At 67.4% G+C, this 12,922-nt stretch carries 9 protein-coding genes; 1 reads left to right on the top strand and 8 read right to left on the bottom strand.

The annotated features are described in order from the left end of the window. Positions 1 to 19: 19 nt before the first annotated feature. The 7 genes from IFT54_RS00910 to IFT54_RS00880 form a co-directional block, all read right to left on the bottom strand. Complete coding sequence (locus IFT54_RS00910; RefSeq protein ID WP_192069336.1) at positions 20 to 1,129, bottom strand: serine hydrolase; 1,110 nt, start codon at positions 1,127 to 1,129, stop codon at positions 20 to 22. A 116-nt stretch (positions 1,130 to 1,245) separates the two neighbouring features. Then, positions 1,246 to 2,823: an L-aspartate oxidase gene (nadB, locus tag IFT54_RS00905; RefSeq protein WP_192069335.1), complete on the bottom strand. Its 1,578-nt coding sequence runs from the start codon at positions 2,821 to 2,823 to the stop codon at positions 1,246 to 1,248. 101 nt (positions 2,824 to 2,924) lie between these two features. Next, a complete protein-coding gene (locus tag IFT54_RS00900; protein WP_192069334.1) occupies positions 2,925 to 4,202 on the bottom strand; it encodes an MFS transporter in 1,278 nt (425 codons plus the stop codon). 53 nt (positions 4,203 to 4,255) lie between these two features. Continuing rightward, complete coding sequence (locus IFT54_RS00895) at positions 4,256 to 5,506, bottom strand: SLC13 family permease (protein WP_192069333.1); 1,251 nt, start codon at positions 5,504 to 5,506, stop codon at positions 4,256 to 4,258. A gap of 398 nt (positions 5,507 to 5,904) precedes the next feature. Further along, the gene (gene xylA, locus IFT54_RS00890) at positions 5,905 to 7,212 is read right to left on the bottom strand and encodes a xylose isomerase (protein ID WP_192069332.1); all 1,308 of its coding nucleotides are present in this window, start codon (positions 7,210 to 7,212) and stop codon (positions 5,905 to 5,907) included. Between the two features lie 9 nt (positions 7,213 to 7,221). Continuing rightward, on the bottom strand, positions 7,222 to 8,667 hold the full coding sequence (gene xylB, locus IFT54_RS00885; protein WP_192069331.1) for a xylulokinase: 1,446 nt from the start codon (positions 8,665 to 8,667) through the stop codon (positions 7,222 to 7,224). Further along, positions 8,667 to 9,839 carry a glycoside hydrolase family 43 protein gene (locus tag IFT54_RS00880; RefSeq protein ID WP_244648431.1) on the bottom strand — a complete coding sequence of 391 codons (1,173 nt, stop codon included), beginning with the start codon at positions 9,837 to 9,839 and terminating at the stop codon, positions 8,667 to 8,669. The genes xylB and IFT54_RS00880 overlap by 1 nt, the downstream gene beginning before the upstream one ends. A gap of 259 nt (positions 9,840 to 10,098) precedes the next feature. Between IFT54_RS00880 and IFT54_RS00875 the strand changes: the two genes are divergently transcribed. Continuing rightward, positions 10,099 to 11,184 carry a LacI family DNA-binding transcriptional regulator gene (locus IFT54_RS00875; RefSeq protein ID WP_192069330.1) on the top strand — a complete coding sequence of 362 codons (1,086 nt, stop codon included), beginning with the start codon at positions 10,099 to 10,101 and terminating at the stop codon, positions 11,182 to 11,184. 57 nt (positions 11,185 to 11,241) lie between these two features. Here IFT54_RS00875 and IFT54_RS00870 read toward each other — a convergent pair whose 3' ends face one another. Beyond that, complete coding sequence (locus tag IFT54_RS00870; protein ID WP_031440861.1) at positions 11,242 to 12,918, bottom strand: GMC family oxidoreductase; 1,677 nt, start codon at positions 12,916 to 12,918, stop codon at positions 11,242 to 11,244. Positions 12,919 to 12,922: the final 4 nt, after the last annotated feature.

The following is a 12,922-nucleotide window of genomic DNA, read 5'->3' as shown; positions in this document are numbered from 1 at the left end:
ATCAGGTGTGAGGAAAATCTCAGACCGACGGGCGGGCGCCACCGGCATGCGCGGCGACCGCGGCGGCGACCGCCTGGATCAGCATCTGGCGTTCGCGGATCGGCCGCAGCGTGTCGCCGATCATCACCGCGATCGCATAGCGCTTGCCGTCGGGCGCCGTCAGGAGCCCGACATCGTTGAAGCCGGCGTTGCGGGGACCGAGATCCTGGCCGGTGCCGGTCTTGTGCGCGATCCGCCACCCCGCGGGCAGCGCGGCGCGCAGCCGGGCGCGGCCGGTGACCGACGCGCCCATCGTGTCGAGCAGGACCTGCGTCGAGCTGGCGCTGAGCAATTCGCCCCGCGCGAGCCGGGCCAGGGCGTCCGCGATCGCGATCGGCGCGGCGCCATCGGGCGGATTGGCGACATAGGCGTCGAGTGCGGCGGCGCGGATCTGCGGATCGAGCCGTGCGCGGGCGACCGCAAACGCGTTACCGAGCGCATAGGCGGGTTGCCAGACGAGCCCCGCCGTCCCGCTCTGCAACAGCCGCTCGCCCGGACCGAAGCGGATCTCGCCCAGCTGTTTGCGCAGGATCATGCCGCGCACCGCGCGCGGGCCGCCGACATAGCTCAGCAGCCGGTCGTTCGCGGTATTGTCGCTATGCGTCAGCGCACGCCTGAGCAATTCGCCGACGGTGGTGTGATAGCCGTCGCCGGTGACGAGCATCGCGATCGGCTGATGGAACAGCGTCAGATCCTCCGCGCGGACGACGACCGGATCCTCAAGCTTCGCCTTGCCCTGGTCGCGCAGGTCAAGCAGCGTGATCGCGACCCAGAGCTTGCTGACCGATTGCTGCGGCAGGCGCTGGCGCCCGCCGGCCTCGACCGTCCAGCCCTCGTCCACCGCGCGGATCGCAATCCCCGCCTTGCCCGCAAAATCATGGTGCAAGGCGTCGATCGCGGTGACGAGCGGAGCGGGCGCGGCACAGGTGGCGCGTGCGGTGGGTAATGGGACCGGGATCGATACGCTGGCGGTTCCATCGGCCTGCGGCGCGGCGCCGGTCGCCCCGGGGCGTGACGTCGAGCCACAGCCGGTCAGCGCGAGCGCGATGCCGCCGGTCACGAAAAGACGCGCGAACCTGCCAAATGCCATGGGTGTCGGATATCCTGCGATAGCGCTACGATCCTGATACGGTCCGGATCGCCGCGATACGCTCCGCACGCCCGGCTGCGACGAACTGCACGTCCGATGCGCCGGGACGCGGAACGTCAGGGCGTCAGGACCGTGTCGACCGCCTCCGGCAGCATCTGCGGATAATCGAGCGTGTAGTGCAGGCCACGGCTTTCGTGACGGTGCAGCGCCGAGCGGACGATCAGTTCGGCGGTCTGGAGCAGGTTGCGCAGCTCGATCAGGTCGGGCGTGACGCGGAAGTGCTGGTAATATTCGGCGACCTCCTCGTTCAGCATCGCGATCCGGTGCTGTGCGCGTTCGAGCCTTTTGGTGGTGCGGACGATGCCGACATAATTCCACATGAAGCGGCGGATCTCGGTCCAGGTCTGCTTGATGACCACCTCCTCGTCCGAATCGGTGACGCGGCTTTCGTCCCAGGGGCGGATCGGCGGCGGCGGGGGCAGGCTGTCCCAGTCGGCAGCGATGCTGTCCGCCGCGGCCTCGCCGAACACGAAGCATTCGAGCAGCGAGTTGGACGCCAGCCGGTTCGCGCCGTGCAGCCCCGATTCGGTGCACTCGCCCGCCGCATAGAGCCCTGGAAGGTCGGTCTTGCCATGCTCGTCGACGACGATCCCGCCACAGGTGTAATGCTGGGCGGGGACGACCGGGATCGGCTGCGTCGTCATGTCGATCCCGACCGTCAGCAGCTTTTCGTGAATGTTCGGAAAATGATGCCGGATGAAGTCGGCGGGCATGTGGCTGATGTCGAGATGGACGTAATCGAGCCCGTAGCGCTTGATCTCGGCGTCGATCGCGCGCGCGACGATATCGCGCGGCGCCAGCTCCATCCGGACGGGATCATAATAGGTCATGAAACGCTTGCCGGTGGTCGGGTTGATCAGCCGTCCGCCTTCGCCGCGCACCGCCTCGGTGATCAGGAAGTTCTTGACCTCCAGATTGTAGAGGCAGGTGGGGTGGAACTGCATCATCTCCATGTTCGACACGCGCCCGCCCGCGCGCCAAGCCATCGCGATGCCGTCGCCCGTCGCGCCGCGTGGCGCGGTCGAGAACAGGTAAGTGCGGCCCGCACCCCCGGTCGCGAGGATCGTCGCGCGCGCCGTGTAGAGCGCGACGCGTCCGGTGCCGCGGTCGACCGCATAGACGCCCCAGACCCGGCCCGCGCCCGAATAGCGCATCTCGTGCCGCCCGGTGGCAAGGTCGATCGCGACCTGGTCGGGGACCAGCGTGATGTTGGGATGCGCCTCGGCGGCCCTCTGCAGCGCCTCCTGCACCGCCCAGCCGGTCGCGTCGGCGACATGGACGATCCGCCGATGGCTGTGGCCGCCCTCGCGCGTCAGGTGCAGCGCGTTCCCCTCGGTCTCGAACGGCACGCCGAGATGCGTGAGCCGTTCGATCGCGGCGGGGGCGCCCTCGACCACCATCTCGACGATCCCGCGGTCGTTCAGCCCGGCGCCGGCGACCATCGTGTCCTCGACATGATTCTCGAACGTGTCGCCGGGTTCGAGTACCGCGGCGATCCCGCCCTGCGCCCAAGCGGTCGACCCTTCGTTCAGCGCCCCCTTGGCAAGCACGGTGACGGTGAAACGGTCGGCGAGGGTGAGCGCCGCGGTCAGCCCGGCCGCGCCGGAACCGATGATGAGAATGTCGCTGGTCATGCGGCTCGGGATCCGGGGCAGGGGACAGGGTAATGCGGGGTCCTGCTGTTGCACGAAAGTGAGACCACAGGACAGGGGGTGTTCCGATCGATCGCCCGGACTTATCCGCGCGCGCGCTTCTTAGTCTCGGGCATAGCGACCAGATAGAGCAGGAACCCGGCCCCCGCGATCGCCGCGAGCGTGAGGAAGTTCGCGCTATAGCCTGCCCAGACGATGATCGATCCCGCCAGCGTCGCCGACAGCGCCGCGCCGAGCCCCTGCGTCGTCGCGACCGCGCCCTGACTGACGTTGAACCGGCCGCTGCCCTCGGTCAGGTCGGCGATCACGACGGGGAACAGGGCACCGAAAATGCCCGCGCCGACGCCGTCCAGTGCCTGCACGCCGACCAGCCAATACGGATCGTCGGAGAGCGTGTAGAGCGCGCCGCGCGCGGCGAGGAACCCGAAGGCGACGAGGAACAGCGGCTTGGTGCCGAGCCGTTCGGTATGACGCCCGACGAAGATCGCGACGGGCACCATCACGAGCTGTGCCGCGACGATGCACGCGGCGGTCAGCGACGTCGCCTGATCCTTGCCGACGGTGCGCGCGAGCAGCTGGCTGACCGAGGTCAGCATCGCGGCATTCGCCAGATGGAAGAGGAACGCGATCACCGCAAAGGTCATCAGCGGCCGGTTCTCGATCAGCGTCTTCCAGCCGCTCGGCTCGTCGCAGTCCGCATCGGGCTCGCAGTCGAGGCCACGCGCGACGGCGTTGTCGATATCGTCGTTGTGGAGCCGCGTCGCGGTGACGATGCTGGCGACGGTCAGCGCGCCCATCAGCCAGAAGACCACGACCGGCCCGAACGTCCAGGCGAGCACGCCCGCGAGCCCGGCGGACACCGCATTGCCGGCATGGTTGAACGCCTCGTTACGGCCGACCCGCTTGGCGAACATCTTTGGCCCGACCAGACCGAGCGTGATCGCCGATATTGCGGGGGCGAAGATCGCGCCCGCGACGGCGGCGACCGACTGGGTGACGGTCACCACGGGGAAGCCCGTGACGAACGGCAGCGATACGCTGGCCAACGTCACCAGCAACGCCGCCACCATGACGATCCGCGGCTTGTTGCGGCTCTTGTCGATCAGGCTGCCGGCGGGCGTCTGCGCGATCAGACCGACGATCCCGGCGATCGTCAGGACCATCCCGACCGTCGCCTCGTTCCAGCCATGCGCGGGGCCGCGGACCGCGACCAGATAGATGGCGAGATAGGGCCCGAGCCCGTCGCGCACGTCGGCAAGGAAGAAGTTCAGCGCATCGAGCGTACGTCCCGCCGGCGCATGACGGTGCGGAGCTTTGCCGCCGGGGGGGTGGGAGGGCAGGGAAGCGGAGAGGGTGGCCATGGTCGGTCCTTGGTCCTGGAAAAGAGGGGGCTGGCAGAGGGGAGCGTCGAGGGTCAGCCGATCAGCAGACGCGTGCCGAGCGCGGCGGCGAGCGCGGGAATCATCGTCACCGCGCCGACCTTCAGGAAGCGCAGGAACCCGACATCGAGGCCTTCGCGGCGGATCGCCTGGAGCCAAAGGATCGTCGCGAGCGACCCGGTGATCGACAGGTTGGGGCCGAGATCGACGCCGATGAGCAAGGCGTCGACGACGACGCGCGGCGGCTGCGCCTGCGCGACCGCGGTGCTCGCGATCAGCCCGGCGGGAAGATTGTTGACCAGGTTCGACCCGAAGGCGAGCAGGGTCCCCGCGGTCAGGGCTGCACGCGCCGGATCGGCGGCCTCTGCACGCAACCACGCAGCGACGTGGCCGATGACGCCGCTGTGATCGAGCGCCTCGACCAGCACGAACAGCCCAGCGACGAGCGGCAGCACGCTCCACGACACGTCGCGCACGACCAGGAGGGGTGACATGCGGACCAGCAGGCAGATGGCGAGCGTCGTCGCGACCCCGGCGATGCAGGTCGGCAACCCCAGTTGCACGTCGAACGCCGAGGCCAGCAGCAGTACGACCGCGGTGACGACGATCCCCGCCAGTGCCGCCTTGCCGCCGATGGTCAGCGGCGTAAGTGCGATCTCCGTCTCGCACTGTCCGACGAGCCGCGCACGCTCGGTCCAGCGGAGCGCGACATAGGTCACGACGATCGCCGCGACCGATGGCAGCGCGAACGACGCGAACCACTGGCCGAGCGGGGGCATCGTGCCGCCATAGAGCACGAGATTCGCCGGATTGGAGATGGGCAGCACGAAACTTGCCGCGTTGGCGATGAGCGCGCAGGCGAACAGCAGCGGCAGCGGATCCGCCTTCGCCTTGCGCGCGGCGGCATAGACGGCGGGCGTGAGCACCACCGCGGTGGCGTCGTTCGACAGGAAGGTCGTGGTGACGATCCCGGTGACGTAGACGAGCGCGAACAGGCGGACGGGCGACCCCTGTGCACCGCGCGCGGCGGTCGCGGCGATCCAGTCGAACAGGCCCTGCTGGCGCGCGGTCTCGCTGAGCAGCATCATGCCGATCAGAAAGAGATAGACGTCCATGCCCTTGCCGACCGCGGCCAGCCCCGCGGCGACCGGCAACAGGCCCAGCCCGAGTAGCGCGACCGCGCCGGCGACCGCCCAGACCGCCTCGGGCAGGCGGAACGGGCGCGCGATCACCCCGGCCGTCGCCGCCGCGCAGATCGCCCAGGTCAGGCCAATCCCGGGTGTCACGCGCGGCGTCCGTCGCGGTTTTCGATGCGGCACCGCTCCGGCGCGACACGGCAGTCATTATCGCCACAATGACCAGCATAGCCGGTCATCACCCTGGTCCTCGTCATGGTCTTTTCAGACTAGGCGACGTGATCGGGAAGTGTTGTTGCCATAATTATTGTATTACGCATCGATCCGGCCCCTGACATGACTTGCGGACAACTGGTGTCAGGCGCGACAACACAGCAGCAGGGGCAAAGGGCCCCGCCGCGATCGTGACAAATCGTTCATGTGGCAATCGGACCCGGATTGACGGGTTTATCGCCTGTTCTCAGCGGCTTGATTGCAGCGACTGGCCGGCGAGCGCCGGCAAGGCCGGGACCCGTCCGTCAGGACGTGGCCCCGGCGTCGCGGGTCGATCAGAGGAAGCGGTTGATCAGGTTTTCAAGGCGTTCCTGCTGGCCCGAAACCGGCTTCGGATCGATGTCGCGCTCGACCGCAAGATCGGCAATACCGGCCAGATCCAGCCCGCCGATCGTGCTGCCGAAGTCACCGTCCCAGCCGGCATAGCGCTTGGCCTTGATCGCATCGACCCGACCATCCTCGATGATCGCGGCAGCGGCGAGCAGGCCCTTCGCGACGACGTCGATGCCGCCGACATGGCCGTAGAACAGGTCGGCCGCGTCCATGCTCTGGCGCCGGACCTTGGCGTCGAAGTTGAAGCCGCCGGTGGTGAAGCCGCCGCCGCGCAGGATCTCGACCATCGCCAGCGTCAGTTCCTCGACCGAGTTGGGGAACTGGTCGGTATCCCAGCCATTCTGCGGATCGCCGCGATTGGCATCGATCGAACCGAAGATGCCGAGCGCGTTGGCGGTCGCGATCTCGTGTTCGAAGGTATGCCCCGACAGCGTGGCGTGGTTCGCCTCGATGTTGACGCGCACCTCATTCTCGAGCCCGTAGCGCTTGAGGAAGCCGTACACCGTCGCGGTGTCGAAGTCGTACTGATGCTTGGTCGGCTCGTGCGGCTTGGGTTCGATCAGGATCGTGCCGGTGAAGCCGATCTTGTGCTTGTGCTCGACGACGAGGCTCAGGAAGCGGCCGAAATTGTCGAGTTCGCGCTTCATGTCGGTGTTGAGCAGCGTTTCATAGCCTTCGCGACCGCCCCACAGCACGTAGTTCTGGCCGCCGAGGCGATGCGTCGCCTCGAGCGCGTCGCGGACCTGCAGCGCGGCAAAGGCATAGACTTCGGGATCGGGGTTGGTCGACGCGCCGGCCGCATAGCGCGGATGGCTGAACGCGTTGGCGGTGCCCCAGAGCAGCTTGCGGCCCGACGCGGCCTGGAGCTGTTCGAGATGGTCGGCGGCTTCGGCGAAGAACCGGCGATGCTCGGTCACATTGGCGGCATCCGCCATGACGTCGACGTCGTGGAAGCAGTAATAGGGCACGTCAAGCTTCTTGAAGAAATCGAACGCGACCTCGCGCTTGTGCGCTGCTGCGGCCGAGTCGTTGGCGCCGGCATGCCAGGGGCGGTTGAACGTACCCCCGCCGAACACGTCCGATCCTGGCCAGCAGAAGGTGTGCCAGAAGCACGCGGCGAAGCGCAGATGCTCCTCCATCGTCTTGCCGAGCACGACCTTGCTCTTGTCGTAATAACGATAGGCGAGTTCGTTGCTGCTGTCGGGGCCCTCATATTTGATCTGGGGGATATCGGCGAAGAAGTCGGACATCGGGGATTCCTATGACTTGGGGGTGATACGGGAATAGGCCTGGCGGAACGCCGCCTTTTTCTCGGCGAGCGCGGCGACGAGGGCGGGGTCGGGGGCGATGCGGTGCGACACGGGCGGTGCGACGCAGACGGTCGCAGGATCGCCGCCATCGACTCCGAGCTGCGCGAGCCGTGCGGCGCCGAGCGCGGGGCCGACCTCGCCGCCCTGGAGATAGACGAGTTCGACCTCCATCGCCGCGGCGAGCACCGCGCCCCAGTAGCGCGAGCGCGCGCCGCCGCCGATGACCGCGAGGCGTTCGACCGTGGTCCCCGCCGCGCGCAGCACGTCGAGCCCGTCGGCGAGCGCGAAGGCGACGCCCTCGAGCACCGCCTGCGACAGTCGGCCGGCATCGGTGTCGTTGTCGAGCCGGAGGAACGCGCCGCGGACCTCGGCATCATTGTGCGGCGTACGCTCGCCCGACAGATAGGGGAGGAAGATCTCGGGGCCGCTGGCGGGACCGGCGGCTTCCGCGCGTGCGAACAGGTCGGCCGGGCCGGTCGCACCGGTGATTCTCGCGACCCAGTCGATGCACGACGCAGCCGACAGATGGACCGACATCTGGTGCCACATGCCCGGCAGCGCGTGGCAGAAGGCATGGACCGCGCTATCGGCGTTGGGACGGAACTCCTTCGTCGCGACGAAGATCACGCCTGAGGTGCCGAGCGAGAGCAATGCGTCGCCGTCCGCGACCACGCCGACGCCGACCGCACCCGCGGCATTGTCGCCGCCCCCCGCCGCGACGGGGACCGGCGGCATGCCCCAGAGTTCGGCGACCTCGGCGGTGAGCGTGCCGGTGATCTCGGAGCCTTCGTACAGCCGTGGCATCTGTGCCTGCGTCAGTCCGCACGCGGCCAGCAGCGCGTCGCTCCAGCTCCGCGCGGCGACGTCGAGCCAGAGGGTCCCTGCGCTGTCCGACAGGTCGGACGCCTTGTCGCCGGTCATCAGCAGGCGGACATAGTCCTTGGGCAGCAGCACGGTGGCGATCTTCGCGAAGATCTCGGGCTCATGCTCGCGCACCCAGAGCAGCTTGGGGGCGGTGAAGCCCGGCATCGCGATGTTGCCCGCGATTTTGCGCAGGTCGGGCACCGCACGCTCCATCGCTTCGCATTCGGCGAAGCTGCGGCCGTCGTTCCAAAGGATCGCGGGGCGTAAAGGGCGGTCGTCGGCGTCGAGCAGGGTCGCGCCGTGCATCTGCCCGGCGAGCCCGACGCCGCGGACCGAGCGGCGGACGGCCGGGTCGATGGTCTGGACCGCGGCGGTCGTCGCATGCCACCACGCATCGGGATCCTGTTCGGACCAGAGCGGATGCGGGCGCTGGACGCTCAGCGCGGCGACGCCCTGGCCGACCACGCTGCCGGCCTCGTCGAGCACCACGGCCTTCACGCCGGAGGTGCCGATGTCGATTCCGAGGAACATCAGTTGACGAACGGATCGATGGTGGGGATCGAGCCGTCGGCGGCGAACTTCAGCTCGGTCACCTTGACGTTGCGCAGGTGATTCTTGTTGCTCAGCTGCGTGTCCGCATAGAACAGCCACCATTTCTTGTTCCACTCGATGATCGAATGGTGGCTCGTCCAGCCCTGCACCGGCTTCAGGATATGCCCCTTGTAGGTGAACGGCCCGTACGGGTTGTCCCCGGTCGCATAGTTCAGGAAGTGCGTGTCACCGGTCGAGTAGGTGTAATAATATTTGCCGCCGCGCTTGAAGACCCACGACGCCTCGAAGAAGCGCCTTTCATGATCGCCGCCGAGCACGGGCTTGCCGGCCTCGTCGAGGATCTGGACGTCGCGCGGCGTCTCGGCAAAGCTCTTCATGTCGGGGTTCAACCGCGCGATCTTGCCCGACAGCGCGGGCTGGTCGTCCTGGCCGAGATCGGTGTCGGAGCCGTTGGGGTCGAACTTGCCGTCCTTCCAGCGCTGCAGCTGGCCACCCCAGATGCCGCCGAAATACATGTAGCTGGCGCCGTTCGCGTCGGTGAACACCGCGGGATCCATCGAGAAGCTGCCCGCGATCGGCTTGGGGTCCGCCTTGAACGGGCCGACCGGGCTCTTCGACGTCGCGACGCCGATGCGGAAGGTGCCGAGCCCGTTCTTGTCGAGCTGTTTGTCGCGCACCGGGAAATACAGATAATAGGTGCCGTTCTTATAGGCCGCGTCGGGCGCCCACATCTGCTGCGACGCCCAGGGCACGTCCTTCACGTCGAGCGCGACGGGGTTCACCTTCACCGGCCCGCCGATCCGGTCCATCGACAGCACGCGGTAGTCGCGCATCGCATATTGGTTGCCCAGATCGTCGTCGGCGGTCGTCACGTCGATGTCGTGGCTCGGATAGACATAGATCTTGCCGTTGAAGACATGCGCGGACGGGTCGGCGGTGTAGATGCTGGTGACCAGCGGCTGCGACAGATAGCGCTTGCCCTCGGGGCTGCGCGGTTCGCCCTGCGGTTTGGCGGCGGACTGCGCCGTCGCGGTCCCGCCCGTGAACAATGTGGGTGCGAGACCCGCCAGCACGGGAACGACCAGAGCGGAGGCGGCCAGCAACGGGACCGCGCGCGCACGGCGGGCAGGCATGGGGAAACGGAGGCGCATGACCTTATGATCCTTCCTAAAAACCGGTCTTCTACGAGACCTGTCCTCCGCCGTGGCGGGAGATAGCGCTATCATATCCCTCCCGTGCGCCGGAGCAAGGGGGTTCCGCATCATCGCGCACGAAAAATACCCCGTGAAAAGAACGGCCGGGGTCCCGCAACGGGGCGAGCCGTCCATCGGGGTCCGACGACGTTGACCGACTCGGGATCGGATCGCGTGGGGCTTTGCCGCGTCAAGGGGGTGCGCTAACGGTTGGTACATGAACACTTCCTCGATCGGCCGCGTCAAGACTTCGCGGCGCACCGGCGGCGCGCCGACCATCAGCGACGTCGCGCGACTCGCCGGGGTCTCGCCGATGACCGTGTCGCGCGTGATCAACGGCACGAGCAATGTGCGCGCCGCGACGCGCGATGCGGTGACTCACGCGATCGCGACGCTGAACTATGCGCCCAACCCGGCCGCGCGCAGCCTGGCCGGGGCGGGGCAGGTCCGCATCGGCCTGCTCTACAGCAACCCGAGCGCGGGCTTTCTCAGCGAGTTCCTGCTCGGCAGCCTCGACCAGGCGGCGCGCAGCGACGTGCAGATCATCATCGAGAAATGCGACCTGGGCGAGCACGAGATCGCGGTGACGCGTCACCTGATCGAGGGCGGAATCGACGGCATCATCCTGCCGCCGCCGTTGTGCGAGGCGGATGCGGTGCTCGACCTGCTGGCGGCGGCACAGGTCCCGACCGTGTCGCTAGCGAGCGGTCTGCCCGTGCCCGACATGCTGGCGATCCGCATCGACGACCGCGAGGCGGCGCTGACGATGACTCGGCACATCATCGCGCTGGGCCATCGTCGGATCGGCTTCATCACTGGCAACCCTAATTTGTCGTCGAGCGCGCGCCGGCTCGAAGGCTATGCGGCGGCGCTGGACGAGGCCGGGATCGCGCGCGACGAGTCGTTGATCGCGCACGGGCTGTTCACCTACCGATCGGGGCTCGATGCGGCCGAGACGCTGCTGGGGCTCGCCGAGCAGCCATCGGCGATCTTCTCGTCGAACGACGACATGGCGGCTGCGACGGTCGCGGTCGCGCATCGGCGCGGGCTCGACGTGCCGGGCGACCTGACGGTGTGCGGGTTCGACGACACGACTTTGTCGACCGCGATCTGGCCCGAATTGACGACGATCCACCAGCCGATCGCGGACATGGCGCGGTCTGCGGTAGAAATGCTCGCCTCGACCATCCGCCGGTCGCAGGCGATCGATCCGCATCACCGGCACAAGACGTTCGATTTCACGCTGATCCGGCGCCAGTCCGACTCGGCACCGCGGCGCAGGCCCAAGGTCTCCGTCGACTGATCCGTCGCCTGCCCCTGATCAATGATAGCGATATCATAGATCAGGGGCAGAAGTCGATCAGGCGCGGGTGCGCTGCTTCACTGCGTGATCGGCGGCGCGCGCAGTCAGCGCCATGAAGGTGAGCGACGGATTGACGCAGGAGGCCGAAGCCATCTGCGCGCCATCGGTGACGTAGAGGTTGGTGGCCTCGTGCGCGCGGCTCCACGCGTCCAGCACCGAGGTACGCGGATCGCGACCCATGCGCGCGCCGCCCATCTCGTGGATCGCGTCGCCGGGGACGTGCTCCTGCTCCGAACTCTTGACGTTGGTCAGCCCGGCACCGCGAAGCATCGCCTCGCCCTGCGCCCGCGCATCGGCCATCATCTTGAGTTCGTTGTCGTGGAAGCGCACGTCGAACCGGAGCAGCGGCACGCCGAACCGGTCGACCTTCGACGCATGCAGCGACACATGGTTGTCGGCATAGGGCAGGCATTCGCCGAACGCGCCCATGCTGAAGTGCCACGGCGCATAGTTGCGCATCCCGTGCTTCATCGATGCGCCGAACCCGACGGGTGCCGCAGGCGTGCGATAGGCGCCGCCCTGATAGCCATAGCCGCGTTTGAAGCCGACGCCGTCGTCGCCGCCAATGTTGCGGAAGCGCGGGATGTAGACGCCCCCCGGGCGGCGGCCATATTCGATGAACTCCTGCATCCCGCCGATCTCGCCGTCGACCCCGACGCGGAAGATATGGTCCATCACATAGCGGCCGAGCGTGCCGCTCGTGTCGAAATGGCTGCGATCGCTGCCCGCCGGACGTGAATTGAGCAGGATCTGCGTCGATGCCATCGCCGAGGCGCAGAGGAAGACGAGGTCGGCCTGGACCGACTGCGCCTGGCCGGTCTTGGTATCGATGTAGCGGACGCCGGTCACGCGCTTGGCCTTGGGATCATAATCGAGGCTGGTGACGACCGCGTCCGACTGCAGCGTCAATCGGCCGGTCGCGCGCGCCGCGGGCAGCGTCACCGCCTGGGTCGAGAAATAGGCGCCGAACGAGCAGCCATTGCTGCACTGGTTGCGGAACTGGCATTTGGTCCGGTTCTGCTCGGGCTTGTCCTCGGTCATGTTGGACAGTCGCGTGTTGATCAGCTTGCGACCGGGGAAGCGGCTCTCCAGATTCTGCTTCAGCCACTTTTCCGCGACGTTCATCGGGATGGGTGGCTGGAATTCGCTGTCCGGCAGATAGGGCAGATTCTCGCGCGAACCGGACACGCCGATATATTTCTCGACATAGCTGTACCAGGGCGCGACGTCGCCATAGCGGATCGGCCAGTCGCCATCGATTCCGTCGCGCTTGTTCGCCTCGAAATCCTCCTCGCTCCAACGGAAGCACCAGCGTCCCCAGATCAGCGACTTGCCGCCGACCGCCGCGGGCCGGATCCAATAGAATTTGCTACCCTCGTCATAGGCATAGGGGTTCAGCCGGTCGTCATTGTAAAAGGCGCGGTTGCTGGGTGCGACATAGCCGTGCTTGGCGATGAAATAATCGCTTTTGACGAGCGCCGGGGGCATGATGTTCCGCGCGGGCACCTCGTAAGCGGGCTTGCCGTCATAGGCATAGCCTTCGCCGTGCTCGACCATCACGCCGCGGTCGAGCATCAGGACGCGCAGGCCCTTTTCGGTGAGTTCCTTCGCAGCGAACCCGCCGCTCACGCCCGATCCTATGACGATCGCGTCGAACCTGTTGGTTGCGGCCATGGTC

The sequence above is a fragment of the Sphingomonas sp. CFBP 13714 genome (assembly GCF_014842205.1).
GTDB classification, from domain to species: Bacteria; Pseudomonadota; Alphaproteobacteria; order Sphingomonadales; family Sphingomonadaceae; genus Sphingomonas; species Sphingomonas aerolata.
This window is presented reverse-complemented; position numbering and strand designations above follow the sequence as displayed.